Origin of the sequence: Clostridium sp. AM22-11AC (assembly GCF_003473545.1) — a bacterium.
GTDB lineage: Bacteria > Bacillota > Clostridia > Lachnospirales > Lachnospiraceae > Enterocloster.
Window position 1 is genome coordinate 35,913 of sequence record NZ_QUCM01000001.1, and the last position, 19,530, is coordinate 55,442.

General features: G+C 45.6%; 13 protein-coding genes and 1 pseudogene. 4 read left to right on the forward strand and 10 right to left on the reverse strand.

The window, feature by feature from the left end:
• Window positions 1–57: 57 nt before the first annotated feature.
• The 5 genes and pseudogenes from DW251_RS00185 to DW251_RS00205 form a co-directional block, all read right to left on the reverse strand.
• Window positions 58–1,077: an ABC transporter substrate-binding protein gene (locus tag DW251_RS00185; RefSeq protein WP_118299883.1), complete on the reverse strand. Its 1,020-nt coding sequence runs from the start codon at window positions 1,075–1,077 to the stop codon at window positions 58–60.
• A gap of 270 nt (window positions 1,078–1,347) precedes the next feature.
• Complete coding sequence (locus tag DW251_RS00190) at window positions 1,348–2,478, reverse strand: ATP-binding protein (RefSeq protein WP_118300144.1); 1,131 nt, start codon at window positions 2,476–2,478, stop codon at window positions 1,348–1,350.
• Between the two features lie 321 nt (window positions 2,479–2,799).
• Window positions 2,800–3,186 (reverse strand): annotated as a pseudogene (locus DW251_RS18535) (collagen-like protein); the annotation flags it as partial.
• A 257-nt stretch (window positions 3,187–3,443) separates the two neighbouring features.
• The gene (locus DW251_RS00200; protein ID WP_118299884.1) at window positions 3,444–4,589 is read right to left on the reverse strand and encodes a double-cubane-cluster-containing anaerobic reductase; all 1,146 of its coding nucleotides are present in this window, start codon (window positions 4,587–4,589) and stop codon (window positions 3,444–3,446) included.
• A 72-nt stretch (window positions 4,590–4,661) separates the two neighbouring features.
• Window positions 4,662–5,411, reverse strand: coding sequence for an acyl-CoA dehydratase activase (locus tag DW251_RS00205; protein WP_021870207.1), 750 nt, complete (start codon window positions 5,409–5,411; stop codon window positions 4,662–4,664).
• Window positions 5,412–5,562: 151 nt separating this feature from the next.
• Here DW251_RS00205 and DW251_RS00210 point away from each other — a divergent pair, with 151 nt between their 5' ends.
• Entirely contained in the window at window positions 5,563–6,468 is a 906-nt protein-coding gene (locus DW251_RS00210) for a selenium metabolism-associated LysR family transcriptional regulator (RefSeq protein WP_021870206.1), read from the forward strand.
• 45 nt (window positions 6,469–6,513) lie between these two features.
• Here DW251_RS00210 and DW251_RS00215 read toward each other — a convergent pair whose 3' ends face one another.
• From DW251_RS00215 to DW251_RS00230, 4 genes are all read right to left on the reverse strand, one after another.
• Entirely contained in the window at window positions 6,514–8,007 is a 1,494-nt protein-coding gene (locus DW251_RS00215) for a serine hydrolase (RefSeq protein ID WP_118299885.1), read from the reverse strand.
• Between the two features lie 324 nt (window positions 8,008–8,331).
• A complete protein-coding gene (locus DW251_RS00220; protein ID WP_021869731.1) occupies window positions 8,332–8,817 on the reverse strand; it encodes an 8-oxo-dGTP diphosphatase in 486 nt (161 codons plus the stop codon).
• Between the two features lie 239 nt (window positions 8,818–9,056).
• Window positions 9,057–10,511 (reverse strand): IMP dehydrogenase, encoded by a 1,455-nt coding sequence (guaB, locus tag DW251_RS00225; protein ID WP_021869732.1) that lies wholly within the window; start codon window positions 10,509–10,511, stop codon window positions 9,057–9,059.
• Window positions 10,512–10,718: 207 nt separating this feature from the next.
• Complete coding sequence (locus tag DW251_RS00230) at window positions 10,719–11,210, reverse strand: DUF6106 family protein (RefSeq protein WP_243034825.1); 492 nt, start codon at window positions 11,208–11,210, stop codon at window positions 10,719–10,721.
• 170 nt (window positions 11,211–11,380) lie between these two features.
• Between DW251_RS00230 and DW251_RS00235 the strand changes: the two genes are divergently transcribed.
• The 3 genes from DW251_RS00235 (at window position 11,381) to DW251_RS00245 (ending at window position 15,585) form a co-directional block, all read left to right on the forward strand.
• Window positions 11,381–11,626 (forward strand): FeoA family protein, encoded by a 246-nt coding sequence (locus tag DW251_RS00235; protein ID WP_021869734.1) that lies wholly within the window; start codon window positions 11,381–11,383, stop codon window positions 11,624–11,626.
• Entirely contained in the window at window positions 11,623–13,743 is a 2,121-nt protein-coding gene (gene feoB, locus DW251_RS00240; RefSeq protein ID WP_118299887.1) for a ferrous iron transport protein B, read from the forward strand. The genes DW251_RS00235 and feoB overlap by 4 nt, the downstream gene beginning before the upstream one ends.
• Before the next feature lie 129 nt (window positions 13,744–13,872).
• Complete coding sequence (locus DW251_RS00245; RefSeq protein WP_182433550.1) at window positions 13,873–15,585, forward strand: VanW family protein; 1,713 nt, start codon at window positions 13,873–13,875, stop codon at window positions 15,583–15,585.
• A gap of 4 nt (window positions 15,586–15,589) precedes the next feature.
• On the opposite strand, the gene DW251_RS00250 is transcribed toward DW251_RS00245, so the two are convergent.
• A complete protein-coding gene (locus DW251_RS00250; protein WP_118299889.1) occupies window positions 15,590–19,474 on the reverse strand; it encodes an ATP-binding protein in 3,885 nt (1,294 codons plus the stop codon).
• Window positions 19,475–19,530: the final 56 nt, after the last annotated feature.

Consider the following 19,530-nt stretch of genomic DNA (forward strand, 5'->3'; position numbering starts at 1 on the left):
GATTTTTGCAATCGATTTCAACATTTGTTGCAAATAATTGCAAAGCATTCTGTTTGCTTACTTTTTTGCTGCATTGATTGAAAAATCAGTACGCACCAGATCTTCATATGGCACCCGTTTTTTCAGTTCTCCGGACTCCTCTAAAATATTTTCTAAAAGTTCAAAGCTGTCTTTTTCAAAAATTGTATCCTCTTTCCAGGTATCCTGTGATTTGTAGCGGTCTATAATAGCAGCAATTTTTTCCACCGGTGTATCTTTAAATTGAGGCTGGATGGTCTTTGCAATCTCCCATGCAGAATGGGAATTTACATAATCAAGCCCTTTCTGGATGGCATTGGTGAACTTCTGGATCAGCTGTGGATTTTTTTCCATATAGCTTTTCTTCGCACAGTAAGCGGTATAAGGCACATAGCCGGAGTCGCGGCCTAAAGATGCTACCACTGTGCCACAGTTTTCCATTTCCAGTGTAGTTGCAAAAGGTTCAAATTCTACCGTATAATCTGCATCCCCGGAAGTAAATGCCGCAGCAGTCAATCCGAAACTGATGCTCTGGTCAATGGTAAGGTCTGTTTTAGGGTCAATGCCATGCTTCTTTAAGATATATTCAAATACCATCTGGGGCATACCGCCTGCTCTTCCGCCCAAAACTTTCTTTCCCTTCAGATCTTCCCATTTAAAATCCGGCTGGGCCGTTCTTCCCACCAGGAAATTACCTGCCCGCTGGGTCAGCTGTGCAAAGTTCACTGCCGGATCGTCCGCCCCTTCCTGACTTACATAAATACTTGCTTCCGATCCCATAAACCCGATCTGGGCATCACCGGAAATAAGGGCTGTCATTACCTTATCTGCGCCAGCTCCATTTACCAGAGTCAGATCGATCCCCTCTTCCTCAAAATAGCCAAGTTCAATGGCAGCGTATTGGGGGGCATAAAAAATGGAATGTGCAACTTCGTTAAGGGTCACTTTTTTCATTTTTCCGCCTGCAGTACCATCCATTTTCCCACATCCTGCAAGACAGCCTGCCGCAAGTGCTCCTGTTAACAGGGCTGCTAAAAGCGCTTTATATCTTTTTTTCATAAATATCCTCCTGCTTCCGAAAATACATCGAACACTATATGATATACGGAAAAGGAGAAAATAGTGAATAAAATAAATAAGAATGTGCCTTGGCACATTCTCGCGCCGAGCGCGGTCGCTTGCGACAAACTTCCTCATCGCGCGAGTGCGCATCGTTGGCAGGTCGTGCCTTTTTGTGTACTAGGGAGTTCCAACGGAATTTCCTAGTACATAAAAAAAGACTCTATCCTTTTGGAACAGAGCCTCTCTTTACTAACTTAGTATTTTAATTTATTTCTCATCATAATCATCTAAGAACCAGTGGCGTTCTCCATCTTTCTTGTAGCAGACCACAGTATCCAGATTTACATTTTCAACACTCTTGAAAATATTTCCTTCTACGAATGGGTTCTTTTTCTTCATTTCGCGGATCAGTTCCTTGATCTCCACGCGCTTGGAACGGTTTTCTTCGTTGTTGCAGGTGGTGCAGGTGTCGGTAAACTTGCAGGCACACTGAATGAAATGAAGATGATTGTAATCTCTCCATGCCTTGATATCATCTTCCCTTACCAGATACAGAGGACGGATCAGTTCCATGCTTTCAAAGTTGGTGCTGTGAAGCTTTGGCATCATGGTCTGGACCTGGGCTCCGTAGAGCATGCCCATGAGGATGGTTTCGATAACATCATCATAATGATGTCCTAAAGCGATCTTGTTGCATCCTAATTCCTTTGCATAACTGTAAAGGTAACCCCGGCGCATTCTGGCGCAAAGGTAACAAGGGGATTTTTCTATGGTGTAGACTGCATCAAAGATGTCAGACTCAAAAATATGGACCGGAATACCTAATTTTCTGGCATTTTCTTCGATCACATGGCGGTTGTCCGGACTGTATCCCGGGTCCATGACCAGAAATTCCACTTCAAACGGGAACTTGTTGTGAAGCTTTAATTCCTGGAACAGCTTTGCCATAAGCATAGAGTCTTTTCCGCCGGAAATACAGACAGCTACTTTATCTCCTTCTTTTACCAGTTCATACTGTTTTACTGCTTTGGTAAACGGGGACCAGATGGTTTTGCGAAATTTTTTGCGGATGCTCTGCTCTACCTGATTTTTAATATCTTCGGCTTCCTGTCTGCGCATCTCTTCCCGCAACCATGCAATATAGCCGCCTTCCAGGCTGTAGGCACGGTAGCCTTCTGCTTCCAGTTCCTCTGCTGCTTCTATGCTGTTGGTTCCATGGGCACAGAACAGGATCACTTTTTTTGATTTTATGATCTGTGGATTACCCTGCAGATCTTCCTGTGAAATGTGGATGGCTCCCGGAATGGTTCCGTACTCAAAATCCCGGTCACTTCTCATATCGATCAACTGATAACTTCCCTCCGGAAGTTCATTCAGTTTTCCTACGTTTATTTCCATGTTTATATAACACCTTTCTGCTTTTGAAATGGTCACACAGGCTGTTACATGGCCTGCTTTTGTACTGGAAGTAAATATAACACGAAATTTCTTTTGCTTCAAGTGTGTTACATTTTTATATAAAAAGACGGGTGGCTTCTGTTTGTGAGCTGCAGGGTAAGCAAAGGCCGCCGTACCACAAATGGCCGGCGGTCTTTGAAATTACGTTTATTCGGTTTCAAGCAGTCCTGCTTCCCGCAGGCTGTTAAGAAGGAGATTGAACTGGGTTACAATGTCTTCTGTGCTGGTGGCATCGTCAACAGCTGCTGCCGGTGTGACGGTTCCCGCCGGACCAGCCGGGCCCTGAGGACCGGTCTCGCCCCTTGGACCTTCTGGGCCCTGGGGGCCTTGTGGGCCGGTTGCTCCCTGTGGACCTGTTGCTCCCATCTCACCCTGTGGTCCCTGAGGCCCAGTTGCTCCCGTTTCACCTATCGGACCCTGTGGCCCCTGCGGTCCTGTAGCTCCTGTCTCTCCTGCCGGCCCTTGGGGACCGGTCTCCCCGGTGGCTCCTGTCTCACCCTGGGGCCCCGGGTATCCGGGAAATCCCTGTGGTCCCCGTGGTCCTGGAGGTCCCATTGGACCAGGTCTGCCTGTGCAACCACAGCCTGGTCTCCATGGATCCGGTCTCCATCCGCCTGGCCCACAACCATCCGGACCGCCATTTCCGGGGATTCCGCTGCACGGTCCACAGTTTCCGCCTCTGCCCCCATCCGGTCCACAACAGCCGGGACGTCTTCCAAATTCATTCCTTCCGTCAAGATCATCAAAACACATATTCAGGCTCCTTTCCAATTCCATTTTCATCCATCTTCCGTCTCTGTAAAAACAGACGCTTTATTTTCTTTTGTTACTATAGAATATGTACAAGGAGTCTTTTTTGTGTCCATCTTAGCAAAGCAGCCTTTTCCAGTGATCTACGATCCGGTCTATAACATCTCTATAAATGCTGCAATACGTGTTTCGATCTGTCCGCTGTCTGCTGTAGAATAGTCAGTTTCCAGTTTCATGTAAGGAATACCCATTTCTTCAGCCATACGGCCCATTTTAAATGCCTCCACATTAAAGGTATGGCAGGCCTGAAGAACGATCTCCACTACTCCGTCTACCTGATAATCCCTGATCATCTGGGCAGTATTTTCCAAACGTCCGTTGTTAGAAGTCATAACAGAACAGTTGATGGACAGATAGCGGTCTGAAATCGCTCTGAGAATATCCGGCGCGTTTTCATCTACCAGCAGACGGTTGGTACGTTCACCGGAACAATCATCCAGACTGACGATCACGCCACCATTATTTTCGATCACACTTCCCACCTTCTGGATCACGCCACCGGTCGGACATCCGGTAAGCAGTATCCTTTTTGCAGAAGCTGGTACCGGGCGTTTTCCTTCTTCGTAAGCCTTTTTCGCCTCTGTTACCCGTTTACGGATATTATCGATCTGCTGATAAACATCAAAAGTAAAGGTTCCCTGCTGAAGGGCGATCATCATTTCCGTTCCCTTCATGGCTGGCGGTACCAGTTTCTGCAGATGATACATATCTAACTGTGCTTTTCGCAGTTCGTTGCGCACATGGGCTGCTTTTCGCAGACCTTCTTCTGTAATGGTACAGTTAAATTTCTCTTCCAGTTTCTCTTTTAACAGTTTTACTTCTTCATACCAGATATCTTTCGCATAAGGACGCTCCTGGCTCTGTGGAAGATGAAGTACATACGTTTCTTTGATCTCATTTAACAGCTCGTACATCTTCTTTTTACCATCACAGGTTGTCTCTCCGATGATAATATCCGAAAAATAGGTATAAGGACATTTTTCAGAATATGCAAAACCATAGGTACTCTTGATCAGCGGACATAAATTCTTTGGAAGGACTTTTTCCGCATCCGGTATGGTCTCACTGCTGGTTCCGCAAAGTCCTACCGTTGCAACACCTGCTGCATCTAACAGTTCCTGTGGTGTATAGGAACAAAGGCAGCCAGCCAGTTTTCCCCCATTGTCTTTAAATTCTTTGGCTCTTATAAATCCCTGTTTTCTTGCGTCTACAAACTCATCAAATGTCTTTGGCAGATCCATATTATAATTGCTCCTGATATTTATGATGTTCTCTCAAAATCTCTCTGTGATTGATCCTCTGAAAAGATTTTTTTATTCCCCTGACAACAACGCCGCCCCGATTGCTCCTGCATATCTTGCTAAAGGCATACTTTCCACAGGTGCATTTAACGCATGGCTTAAACGGCTGATCACATATTCATCTTCACAAAGTCCACCAGTAAGAAAATAGTGATTTCCTCCTAACTGCGAGATAAGCTGTGCCACTTTTACAGCTACTGACTCCACCACACCATAGGCAATATCTTCCCTGGAAGTTCCCTTTCCAATAAGGCTGATCACCTCGGACTCCGCAAACACCGTACACATAGAGCTGATAGTTACATCTTTGCCCTGTGAAGCCAATTCTGACAGTTCCTTCTGCGTCAGTCCCAGCCGGTTGGTCATGACTTCCAGGAATTTCCCGGTTCCTGCAGAACATTTATCATTCATAACAAATTTCATCACACGGCCGCTTTTTAATACGATCCCTTTTGTATCCTGACCACCGATATCAATAACGACTCCGTCCTTACCAAACAGCTTCCAGGCGCCTTTTCCGTGGCAGGTGATCTCTGTTATCACTTTATCTGCATAAGGCACAGATACTCGTCCATAACCGGTGGCTCCGTACCGGGTGCCTTCCCCTGCTACCTGTTCTTTTTCCAGCCACTCATAGATCTCATCTGCAGTTTTCCTGCTGGAAAATCCTGTTGCCATCTCCATGGTCTTCCATATTTCTCCATCCCGCAGCACCACGGTTTTTGCCGCACTGGAACCTATATCGATCCCCACCTGATACATGTCACTTCACCCCTTAAATCTCTTTGTTTTCATTTTAACATTAATTTTTCTCAATATCTAATCAGATATTGGATGATTTTGTGGGTATTTATAGGTTTTATCTATAAATTATGCTATAATGTAATGAGTGAAGAAAAAAGGAGTCACACCCATGGAATTCAAACAATTAGAGGCCTTCGTGGCCGTTGTAGATTATAAAAGCTTTTCCGAGGCAGCCAAACACCTCTACCTGACCCAGCCAACGATCAGTTCCCATATCCAGGCATTAGAAAAAGAACTGAATTCCCGTCTGCTCATCCGTACCACCAAACAGATGAAAGTTACAGACCGTGGAATGCAGCTCTATGAATGTGCAGTCCATATGTTAAATATGCGGGATCAGATCACGGATGAGTTTGTTGGGAATAAATGGAAACTGATCGATGTCAGTGCATCCACGATCCCCTCTTCCTACCTTCTTCCGGAGCTTTTGTCAGAGTTTTCCAAAATACAGCCGGATATCCATTTTCATATCTGGCAGTCTGACAGCGCTGACGCCATTGAAAAAGTGATCCAGGGCGCTGTGGATTTTGGTCTTACAGGTTCTAAAACAGATGCAGAGGACTGCTGTTTTATTCCCTTCTGTACCGACTCTTTAGTCATGGCAGCCCCGGTAACACCGGAATACCTGGAACTGGCTGATACATTAAAAAAAGAGGAACCTGTGGCTTTAAAACACTTTTTATCCCATCCTTTTATCCTTCGCGCCAATGGTTCCGGCACCCGCAAGGAGATCGATCTGTTTTTAGAACGGCACCAGATCAATCTTTCCGATCTTAACATCGTAGCCCGGATGAATGACCTGGAGTCTATTAAAAAATCTATTGTATCCGGCCTTGGAGTTTCCATTCTCTCTGCCCGCAGTGTAAAAGATATGGAAAGGACCCACCAGCTTCTCACCTTTCCATTGGAGAGTGCTGCGCAGGTCCGTACTTTTTACATCGTATACAGCAAAAACAGGATATTAAAACCCTATGTAAAGCAGTTTTTAAAATTCGTAGAACATTATTATAAATGACAAACTACATAAACAGGTTGCCTGACAATAACACCGGTACAAACATTATTGGATCCATACACCGTCTGCACCTACTCTGTAACCATCCGGAGTCATGGTATTTGTAAGCATGACTCCGTCCGGACCCAGGTAATACCAGTTACCTTCTGCCCCTGTCTTCCATACATTCTTTGCCATACTTCCTGTAGAACACAGATAATACCAGTTACCATCGATTTCTTTCCAGCCTTTTGCCATGTAGTGATCTGCCTGGATCCAGTATTCTTCTCCATTATCTGTGATCCATTCATTAGAAGCTTTTACTCCATTGTTCTTCACATAGTACCAGCCGGTATCATCTTTCACCCATCCACGTTCTTTGGTAACGCCCGGACCTCCGGTATTATTTCCTGAAGATACAGCATGCACCGGTGTGCTGGCTGCTGTTTCCTGACCTGCAGGAGTAACTGTCGTTCCCTGTGTTTCCTGTGCCTGGTTAGAAGAACTGCTGGAATTATCAGACGCATTCTTTCCAGAAGCCGGGCCGGAAACCTGCGTATTGTTCTGACTGGTACTCTGTCCTGTAAGAGCACCTGCCTCTGCCAGCTTAAATCCATAATCTAACAATGCCTTGGTATCCGTATAATGGGTAGACTGGCTCTTCATCACCACTGCGACCAGCCTTACCCCGTTGCGCTCTGCAACAGTCACCAGGGTATTTCCTGCCTTGGACGTATATCCTGTCTTTCCACCAATAATTCCCTGATAATAACGGGCATCATTTGGATTTAACATTTTGTGTCCCATAGTCACGGTAAGACCGGAAGGATTGTTTTTTGTAGCCGGAAGTGTATAGGTTCTGGTAGATGCCACTGTTTTTACAATATCATTTGCAAAAGCAGCTCTGGCGATCAGAGCCATATCGTGAGGTGTGGTGTAATGGTTGGGATCATTTAAACCATGTGGATTTGCAAAATGGGTATTGGTACAGCCTAAAGAGGCTGCTTTTGCATTCATTTTCTCCGCAAATGCTGCATTACTGCCAGCCACATGTTCCGCCAGGGCATTTCCCACTTCATTGGCAGATTTTAACAGCAGTGCATACAGGCACTGACGTACCGTCATCGTATCCCCTTCTGCCATGCCAATGGAAACAGCTCCTGACTCCAGGTTTGTAGTAGCTGTTGCAGAAAAGGTAACTGTATCGTCCAGATTACAGTTTTCTGCTACTAAAAGAGCGGTCATCAGCTTGGTAATGCTGGCAGGGTAATAGGTTGTATCCCCATTCTTGGAAAAAAGCACACTTCCATCTGCTGCGTTTAATAAAACTGCGCCCTGGGATGCAACGGTCGGCTTTGTAATAGAAGAAATGTCCACTGTCTGCCCGGAAGTATTCTGCGCTGTGGAAGGTTCTGAAGCCCCGGACTGACTTTGGGAAGAAGTTGTATTTCCTGTATCTAAAGGAGTAATGGAAACCTGACTTGCCCATGCTGGTACAGACAGCGCAAGAACAGCCGCTGTACAGATGGCAAGAAACTGGGATGATCTATGTTTTTTCATTGGGATATGTCCTCTCTGTGGTGTTTGAAAGAAACTTAGGCGGGACCTTCGTTAATGGCTTGTGAAAAGTCAGCGGACGCGTCACTGGCGCCTCCTCGACATGCTTGGCAACAAATGTCTGCTGCGCAGCCGCTTGTTTTTCCCTGCGCTCATTACATCTTAAACTCACGACCCCCGCGCATACGCGCTCCACTGCCTGCTAACGCAGGCGGTTCGTTCGTTAATGGCTTGTGAAAAACAAATGTCTGCTGCGCAGCCGCTTGTTTTTCCCTGCGCTCATTACATTATAGCACACACGCAGTTACAAAAAAACAAGCCATTTTGTTACGATTTCTTTAAGTTTTCCCCGTTTAACACAGCTTCTGTCAGTTCATCCCCTTTATACACCAGTTTTAAGGAGAAAAACGGTGCATTTTCCTGTAAAAGTTTTAAAAATATCTTATCGCCCTCCCACAGATTCAGTTTTAACAGATCTTCTTTTTTGATCCATTCCAGAACGCCTTCGTTGCAGGAGATCATCTCCCCTGTATATCCGTCTGCTGTATACAGGCACATGTATTCTGTTCCCCACACATCGGAAACAAAGGTTACGATCCCCCGGAATTTCCAGGAAGTCAGTGTAAGACCGGTTTCTTCTTTTGCTTCTCTTAAAAGACAGTCCTCCGGGCTTTCCCCTTCTTCAAAATGGCCGCCGATCCCAATCCATTTGTCCTTGTTTTCATCATTTTTCTTGCTGACTCTGTGAAGCATGAGATAACTGTCATCTTTTTCTATATAACATAATGTTGTAAGTTTGGAGCGTTCTCCCAATTTATGTTCCTGCTTTCTTTTTCAAATACATTACAATGAGCCAAAGCCCGGTCTGCGGCTTTTGGCCCATAACCCAAAAAGAGCCGCCGCAAACGCGGCGACCCATGAATTTCGTCTAACACTCAGATTCCCGCGCTGACGCGTTCCACTGCCTGCTCACGCAGGCTGAATCTTCGTGAATGGCTTGAAAAAAACAAATGTCTGCTAACGCAGCCGCTTGTTTTTTTCTGCACTCATATCTATTCCTCAATGGAATAGTTTGGAGCTTCTTTTGTGATATGGATATCATGTGGATGACTCTCTTTTAAGGATGCTGCGGAGATCTTAACAAATCTTCCTGTCTCCTGAAGAGTTGGGATATCCTTTGCTCCACAGTAACCCATACCGGAACGTAAACCGCCTAACAGCTGGAATACAGTATCTTCTACCATACCCTTATAAGCTACACGGCCTTCTACACCTTCTGGAACCAGCTTCTTTGCGTCAGTCTGGAAGTAACGGTCCTTGCTTCCGTTTTCCATTGCTGCAATAGAGCCCATGCCACGGTATACTTTATACTTACGTCCCTGATACAGTTCGAAAGCACCCGGGCTCTCGTCGCATCCTGCAAGCATGCTTCCCATCATACAAACGCTGCCGCCTGCTGCGATGGCCTTTGTAATATCACCGGAATACTTGATACCGCCATCTGCGATGATCGGGATACCGTACTCTTTTGCAACTGCGTAGCAGTCCATAACAGCGGTGATCTGAGGAACACCGATACCTGCAACTACACGGGTAGTACAGATAGAACCAGGTCCGATACCAACCTTAACGCAGTCAGCGCCAGCTTCGATCAAGGCTCTGGTTGCATCACCGGTTGCTACGTTTCCTGCAATGACCTGAACATCCGGATATGCTTCCTTGATCATCTTTACGCAGCGGATAACGTTTGCGGAATGACCATGAGCAGAGTCTAAAACAACTACGTCTACTTTTGCCTTAACCAGTGCTTCTACACGCTCCAGAACGTTAGCTGTGATACCGATAGCAGCACCACATAACAGACGTCCCTGGGCATCTTTTGCAGACAGAGGATATTTGATCTGCTTTTCAATATCTTTGATGGTGATCAGGCCCTTCAGGTTGAAATCATCATCAACGATAGGCAGCTTCTCTACTCTTGCCTTTGCAAGGATCGCTTTTGCTTCCTTTAAGGTAACGCCTTCTTTTGCTGTAACCAGGTTCTTGGAAGTCATGCACTCTCTGATCGGACGGCTGAAATCTTCCTCAAACTTTAAGTCACGGTTGGTAATGATACCAACTAACTTCTTGCCTTCTGTGATCGGCACACCGGAAATACGGAATTTTGCCATCAGATCATTGGCGTCCTTTAATGTATGCTCTGGGGAAAGATAGAATGGATCGGTGATAACACCGTTCTCAGAACGTTTTACACGATCTACCTCCTCAGCCTGTGCCTCAATAGACATATTCTTATGAATAATGCCAATTCCTCCCTGACGAGCCATGGCGATTGCCATACGATGCTCTGTAACGGTATCCATACCTGCACTCATTAACGGAATGTTCAGACGGATCTTCTTGGTCAGGTTTGTGCTTAAATCAACCTGGTTTGGGATCACTTCTGAATAGGATGGAACCAGAAGCACATCATCAAAGGTAATGCCTTCACCGATAATTGTACCCATTCATTTTTCCTCTCTTTCTCTGTAAAATTTTTGTATGAAGGTTCAATATAACGCCAGCGCTAAAAAAACATCGGTTTTATCAGACACTGGCGTTTTGGCCTTCTTATTAGTAAATAATACTAGCAAATTTTATATGGATTGTCAAACCCATTTAACGGAAAATATTCATTGAAATTCCTTATGATTTTTTATGAGGTAAACTTATCACTAGATAAATTTTCTTGGAAATACCCTGCGCATCGCTGCCTTCATCTTATCACCCGGTTCAAATAATACCTTGGTGGTCTGGGCCCCTTTCTGGCTGATCAGGGCATAGACATCTGCTCCGGCGTTATGACTGGTACAGTCGATCACTTTCATTCCCTGCTTTTCATAATCCTTTAAAACATAGGAATTTGCCGGTGCGATCACCTGTACATCTTCTTTATCGCAGTCAAACGTTTTCTTTCTTCTTGCTTTTCCAAGAATACTGTCTACACTGAAACCGCCATCTGCAAACAGGTATTCATATTCTACACTCAAATTCAGAAAAACAAAATACGTAGCCGCTGCTGCTGCCGCCAAGATCAGAATTCCCAATAACATCTGCAGTGCTGCCAGTACTGATAACGCGCACACAACGATCATCAGGATCTTTACCGGCCAGGCATATACGGGATCTTTCCGTTTTACCAGCCATTCAATATAATTTTCTTCCATGATAATTCTGCCTTCTCCTGTTGTATTTTTTATAACCTATATTGTTAATATTATAACCCATCTTTCTTAAGTTTTCCAGCTATTTTCACTGCTTGCATCGGATTTTTAACCTTTTGACCCTTGGTATCATATAATAAGTACAAATAACTTCCCAGGCAGGTAATATTCTTATGACTTCCCCTCTTTGTCTGAACGATATAAAACCTGGTGAAAAAGCACGGGTCTGCTGCCTTACCTCTTCCGGCAGCATCCGACGCCGTTTTCTTGATATAGGTCTCGTTGAAAATACACTGGTAGAATGTGTTGGGATAAGCCCTTTAGGGGATCCTGCTGCCTACCAGATCCGCGGAGCTGTGATCGCTATCCGTAAAGCAGACAGCAGAAACATCCAGATCTGCAGAAAGGAGAAAGCATGAAGCAGCCAAAAGCCATACCGGATCACTATCCTGTGATCGCCCTTGCAGGAAATCCCAATGTAGGAAAAAGTACTTTATTTAACAGTCTTACTACCGGGAAGAAGCAGCACACCGGAAACTGGATCGGCAAGACCACAGCTAATGCCTGGGGAATCTGCCACAGTCCGGCCCGTGATTACACACTGGTAGACATTCCAGGAACTTACTCCCTCTCTTCCCGTTCTGCAGAGGAAGAAGTTGCCAGGGATTTTATCTGTTTCGGTGCTCATCAGGCAGTGGTCATTGTCTGTGATGCCACCTGTCTGGAACGCAATTTAAACCTGGTCCTTCAGATCCTGGAAGCTACGGACCGTACATTGGTATGTGTCAATCTTTTAGATGAAGCGGAAAAGAAAAACATCACCATTGATCTGGATCAGTTATCAGACCTGCTGTGTGTACCGGTAGCAGGAACCTCTGCCAGAAAGAAAAGCACACTTTCTTCTTTCTTGGAGCGGTTAGATGATATTACTGAAGGTCCTGCCATTCCCCACTATCAGGTCACTTACTGCCCTGAACTGGAAAAAGCAGTCTCCATGGTGGAACCTGCTGTGAAAAATTGGCTGGATACCCATGAACTTCCATTTTATACCACTTCCCGCTTTCTCTCCCTGCGCCTGCTAGAAGATGATCCGTCCTTTCTCCGGTCTTTTACAAATGCCTGCCAGCTTGTTCCGTCACAGGATCCTGCCATTGCAGACTGTTTAAAAACTGCCTGGGATCATTTAAACAGAAAAGGCATTTTTAAAGACATATTAAAAGACCGCATTGTCTCCGGCCTGATCGACAACGCTGAAACCATTGCCTCCCTTTGTGTAAAGCTGCCGGAACGCAGCTACAATGAAACCGACCGGAAACTGGACCGCATCCTTACAGGCCGCCTGGCTGCCTATCCTGCCATGGCCGGACTTTTAGCCCTTATCTTCTGGATCACCCTGGTTGGGGCAAACGACCTGTCCGCCCTGCTTTCCAGACTGTTTTTTTCCTTTCAGCCGGTACTGGATCAGGCCCTTTTATCCCTTCATTTTCCAGACTGGATCCGGGACGCCTTCGTTCATGGGGTCTATCAGGTCCTCGCCTGGGTGGTTTCCGTTATGCTGCCTCCCATGGCTATTTTCTTTCCTCTTTTTACCTTATTGGAGGACTCCGGCTATCTGCCCCGTATCGCCTACAACTTAGACCGGCCTTTCCAGTGCTGTAAAGCCTGCGGGAAACAGGCTCTTACCATGGCAATGGGATTTGGCTGCAACGCAGCAGGGATCACAGGCTGTCGTATTATCGACTCCCCAAGAGAACGGCTTATTGCCATGATCACAAACAGTTTCGTTCCCTGTAACGGCCGTCTGCCTCTTTTTATCACTTTGATCCTGCTGTTTTTATCCGGAAATAGCCATGGCCTGCTTTCTTCTGCTGCCAGTGCCCTGCTGCTTACTTTGTTCATCCTTTCAGGGATCGCCATGACTTTTATTACCTCTTACCTTTTATCTGCAACGATCTTAAAAGGAGTTTCCTCTTCCTTTACCTTAGAGCTTCCCCCTTACAGGAAGCCCCAGATCGGCAAAGTGATCTTTCGCTCGGTAACAGACCGGACCCTTTTCGTCCTTGGAAGAGCTGCCGCTGTAGCTGCTCCTGCCGGTTTTCTCCTGTGGATCATGGCAAATACAGCTCCGGGAAATATAAGCCTTCTTGCACGTTTCAGCCGGTTTTTAGACCCTCTTGGACGTCTTATGGGGATGGACGGGGTGATCTTAACTGCCTTTATCCTGGGACTTCCGGCAAACGAAATCGTTCTTCCTATTATCCTTATGGCCTACACAGCCCAGGGAAGCCTAACAAATTTTGAAAATATGGGACAGTTAAAAGAGATCCTTCTGTTACATGGCTGGACCTGGAAAACAGCTGTCTGCGTCCTGCTTTTCTCCCTGATGCACTGGCCCTGTTCCACTACCCTGATCACACTGTATAAAGAAACAAAAAGTAAATGGTGGACCTTTGTTTCTGCTTTTCTGCCGGCATTTTGCGGTGCTTTATGCTGTATCATTTTTACGGTCCTGACCCGCCTGTTCCAGACATTTTGACATTTAGTTTAATATTTCCTTAAACCAGTATTTACCTGCCTTGACATCCCTTATCCCTTCTTATATAATACAAAATCTGTAAAATACTTTATAAAGCATATGAAAAAGCATATGAAAAGAGGGATATTTATGTCTTCAAACAAGAATTCCCGCTCTTCCTATCATGGTCCCAGAGGAAGACGGGATAAGGATCATACATCAAAGCGGCTGCATTTTGACTATGACAGGCCGAAAAGAAAACCAATAAAAGGAGGTTGGATCCCCTTTGCAGCAGCAGGAGCTGTTGTCGTACTCTTAGGCATCTCCGCTGCTGTACTCCATTCCCGTTCTGTTTCTGAACCGGAAAGAGCCGCAAAAGCAACTGCCAGCCAGGCATCTGAAACTTCTCCTGTCTTACTGACTGTCAACGGCATTTCTTTAGAGGGATTAAGCAAAGATGAGGCTGTTTCCCGGATCAGTAAGTCTCTTTCCTGGAATATGACTGCCGCATATGAAGATGACAGTAAGGAACTTCCCAACATTCTTACAGACGCCATCCGCAACTGGCTTACCAGTAAAGAAGAGGAAACCGTTTCAGGAGATCTTACATTAACAGCGGCAGAGCTTCCAACGGATGCCCTGAAAAATTCCATTTCCCAGGAACTGGAAGAACTGGCAAAAGAATGGGATGTTCCTTCAAAGATCAGTACCCTGGACCACTATGACAACCAGAAGGGACAGTTTGTGTTCAGGGAAGGCTGCGCCGGCTCACGTATTGACCGGGACCAGCTGGCCAATGATATTTTAGCTGCCATTCATGAAAACCGCATGGATGCTGTAGTAGAAGTACAGTCCCATAAGGAAGCACCTTCTATTTCCTGTGATGAGGTAAAAGCCAGCTACAAGACTCTCGTCACCTTTACCACAGAAACCACGGACAATGATAAGCGCAACACCAATGTACGCCTTGCTGCAGAAGCTTTAAACGGAACCATTGTCCAGCCCGGGGAAGAATTTTCTTTTAACTCTGTTGTAGGACAGCGTACTGCGGAAAAAGGATACCAGGAAGCAGCCGCATACAACAGTGGCGCTGTCGTCCAGGAACTGGGAGGCGGTGTATGCCAGATCTCCAGTACCTTATACCGGGTAGTATTTCAGTCCGGCATGGAAGTTACCTTCCGCCGCTCCCATACTTTCGAGCCTAACTATGTAACTCCGGGCCAGGATGCTGCCATCAGCTGGGAACAGCCTGACTTCCGTTTTGTAAATACTTCTGACAAACCTATCGGTATTCTTGCAAGCTACGCTGACCGCAAGGCAACTGTTTCTATTTTCGGCGTGCCTGTATTAGAGGATGGGGTTGTATGGGATCTGGCTTCTGAAAAAGTAGAAGAAATCGACCCGCCGGAACCGGAATACGTAGAAGACCCTACTTTAGCTCCGGGAACAGAAAATACAATAAAAGCGGCCACCAAAGGCAGCCGCTGGGATACTTATAAAGTTGTATACAAAGACGGACAGGAAGTCGAACGTACTCTGGACCACTCCAAAACCTATCTTGGCCATAGTGCTGTGATCCACCGCAATACTTCTTCCGCTTCCGGCACAACTACTTCCGGTACAACTACTTCTGATACAACTGCCTCCAGCACAAAAGGAGCACAAGAAAGCAGTTCTATTGCAAATCCAACAAAAGCAGCTGCTCCGACTAAGGCTGAGACAACAGAGAAAAAGGCTCCAAAACATGAAACAGCCCCGGCACAGACAGCTCCGGCACCAACAGAACCCGCGCCAACTGCTCCGGCTGCACCGGAAACCTCACAGCCAGCCCCGGAAGAAACCATTGCTCCCTTTGTTCAGTAAGTCCTTATTTTAACAGTTTTCCAAGGGTCTCCCGCAGTTTATCCACTTCGATCGGCTTGGAAAGATGGGCATTCATGCCGCTTGCAAGAGACCTGCGGATATCTTCATCAAAAGCATTGGCACTGATGGCAATGATAGGGATCTTTTTATGATCCGGATGATCGGTGGTCCGGATGGCATGGGCTGCCTCCAGTCCGTTCATAACCGGCATCATAATATCCATAATGATCAGATCATAATATCCTTTCTCGGAGGCGGTAAACTTATCTACCGCCTCTTTTCCGTCACAGGCATTTTCCACAGACATTCCCATATCTTCCAGAATATACTGTAATATCTCCCGGTTCAATGGATTGTCCTCTGTTACCAGAACGCGGACACCTGTAAAATCTCTTTCCACCCTGGAAACTTCTTCTTTTACATGGTGGGCGCTGACCGGCTTTAACGTAATGGAAAACCGGAAGGTACTTCCTTCCCCGATCTGGCTTTCAAGCTCAATGGTTCCGCCCATCATATGTACCAGACGGTTGCTGATCGCCAGTCCCAGTCCGGTTCCCTGCTGTCCTACCACAGAACGGTCCACCTGCTCAAAACTTCTGAAAATACGCTGGCGGTCTTCTTCACTGACACCAATGCCGTGATCCTTCACCGCAAACTGTAATTTAGAAAGACCATCAGAAAGCCTTGTTTCCTCTACTGTTAAAGTGATCTCCGTGTGATCCCCGGAATATTTCACTGCGTTGCTTAACAGATTGACCAGGACCTGACTGAGACGCAAAGCATCCCCATAGAACCACTGGTTGACCAAATGGATCTCCTGGTGATATTTCTGAGATTTTTCCTCAAACTTAGCTTCCAATAACGGATACAGTTCGCCGATCATCTTATCAAGCTGGAAATCATCTTTTACCAGTTTCATCTTTCCGCTTTCGATCTTTGACATATCCAAAATATCATTTAACAGACCTAACAGATATTTGGAGGATCCTTTTACCTTCTTTAAGCAGTCTAAACGCACTTCCTCTGTCTGTCCTTCTTTTAGAGCGATCTCTGTCATACCAATGATACCGTTCATAGGAGTACGGATCTCATGGGACATATGGGCCAGGAAATCGGATTTTGCCTGTGCAGACTGATCATGACGGTCTCTGTTGATACGATTCTGGATGATAATGCCGATCTCCCAGAGAAGCTTTCTATCCTCCTCATTTTCATAAACAGATGGTTCTATTCCCAAAAGGAAGATGCTTCCGGAATACTGTCCGTTATCTGACATAAGGATCCCCACACCGGTCTGGTCTATATCTGTTTTCCTGAAAACAGGTACAACGGACAACAGCTGTTTTACAGGCTGCACTGCGTTGATCTGGGCATCCTGATTTAATTTTTCATACTCTTCTTCTGTACAGTGGACAACGCCCCGTTTTCCCATGAGGCCATGAAGATGCTTCCACTGGTATTCCAGCTCGCTGGAAAGGAAATCATAATGAAAACTGGTGATCAGCATATTTTCCATTCCATAACGTGCTTTTAAGCGGCGGGAAAGCAGATCCAGTCCTGCATCAATAGACGGACAGCGGTCTAACAGATTTAATGCCAGGGAAGCCAGACTGATCTGTTCCATATATCCCATGGAAACGATCTTTCCAAATGTTTTCGGCTGTGCTCCCGGATCCTTTACCTCATTCCAGGAAAGGACACCGATCTCCTGCTTTTCCGCTTCTGTAACAGCGATCCGGACCCGTCTTAACAGAGAGGTGGTTGTTACACTTTCATCCCCTCTGGCAATTCCAGCCTGGAAATTAAGATTTAAGGCACTGCGCCGGATCATCACAGAAAAACGTTCTTTCAGTTTTTCCAGTTTCTGCCTGCAGCTTTCCTCTGTAATTTTAGGGATCCAGGCAAGGAGTTCATCAGAACCTGCACGGATCATCACCGGAGGTCTGGAAAGATCTTCGGCACACACCTCCAGAAACATTTTGGAAAATTCTTCCAGGACCACATCCCTAAATGTCAGACCAAAGTCCCTGGTTATGATGGTAAAATGACAGATATCCACAAGAATAAACATACCCTGGGGATACTTTCCACGAACCTTCTCAATTACCTCCATTCCCGGTTTTAAACGGTAAAATAAGGTAACAGGATCTATCATCTGCTTTCGTTCCTGTTTCAGTTCCCGCATCTTTGTTTCATGGATATCCCGGACAAAACCTACGATCTTTCGATCATCCTCTTTTGTCTCTGTAATGGTCTTTCCTCTGATCTCGATCCAGCGTCCCTGTGAGTGGTTGCCATTGATACAGCAAAACTGACCATAAATTGTATTCTCATGACTTTGCAGCATAGAAAGGAGCTTTTTCTGGTCTTCCCTTGAAAAATAACGGTCCAGGATCTTTTTTTTGGCATTTTTTATATCCCACAAACCATCCATTTCCCTGCTGTTTACGATCTCCAGTGTATTTCCTTTTTCACGGTATGTAAAAAACAGGTCATTGGAACTTTCTACTGCGATCCGGTAACGCTCTTTTTCTTCACTGAGCTGATGTTCTGTGCTGATCTCACTTTCTGTCAGATTTTCAACCACCTGATGCAGCTCATCTACTTCCTGGATACCGGAAGGCGCAAACTCTTTTAAGCCTGCAATTCCGCTTCGGATACTGTCCATAAGCCTGTATACCGGTCGTGTTACGCAGCGGATCACCACACTCATGATCACCAGTCCCAAAACTGCACAGGCCACAATAGTCGTCAAAATATCGCTGTACAGCTTATCTCCCAGACTGAAAATAGAGTCCTCTGCCACAAAACCACATAAAACCCAGTTTGTATTCTTATAAGGGACATTATTGGCATACAAATTCATTTTTGAAAACAGGGCATAGATCTCCTGGGAACCGATCTTAGAGTCCTTTACCTTGAAAAGATCCTCATGCTTTGTACTTTCCAGCTTAAAAATACCATTTTCACGCTGTACCGCATCATAAAGATTACCTTTTCCTGCAATATTTTCATACGTACCATCTCCGTTATCAACGGCAATGGCGTAACCGGCTGTCTGTTGCCTGTTCAGATCCTGTACACGGAAACAGGTATTGCACAGATAACTGACAGAAACTTCCGTTCCCACAACACCATAGATCACACCATCATTGACCAAAGGGACAGAATATGTGATCATTTTATGGTTATCCATTTCATAATCTTCCAGTATAAAAGGCATGGACCAGTAACCTAAACTGGCCATATCTACCCCTGTATGAGCCATACCTGCTGTGTAAGGTTCATAGAAAAAATCATCACTTTCCCTGATACCTTTTCCCTGAAAACGAAATGCAGGGGACCAGGAATTATCCAGGGTAATTCCCCACTGACGGGCCAGAGTTTTATCCCCGCGCTCCAAAAGAAGGTCAGAGTTTGTATCTGCCTTGGTCACAGGATCAGAGTCCCTGAGGAAAAATCCCGTAAAATCTCCCGGTGCCCCTATTGGCTGATCATTTGCCATAACAAGAAACACACCGCAGGTGGTATCACGGCGCAAAGACTCTAAAAGCTCCGGAAATACACGCTGGGTATATTCCTTCTGAAGTTCCTTATCCTTTGTAAACTTTTCTATATCTGCCCGTTGTTCTTTTAACAGATCAGAAAGAACACTATTCAGATAGTTGCTCTCTTTGCGCACAGCACTCCACTGCTCGATCATGGCATTTTCCAGTATTACCTTGCTGTTTTCCACCAGATAACTGTCAAGATCTACTGCATTACTCTCCATAATGGATTTAACACCGCTGGAAAGGAGCATGGAAAAAGGTAAGATGCCCTGAAATAATACCACCAGTAAAAGAGGCAGAAGTAAAATATGCATCAATGTTCTTTTCTTTTTTTTCATGTTTTACTTCCAAACCTCCTGCCTGTGGCATTTCTCATCTTATTTCTGATCCTGTT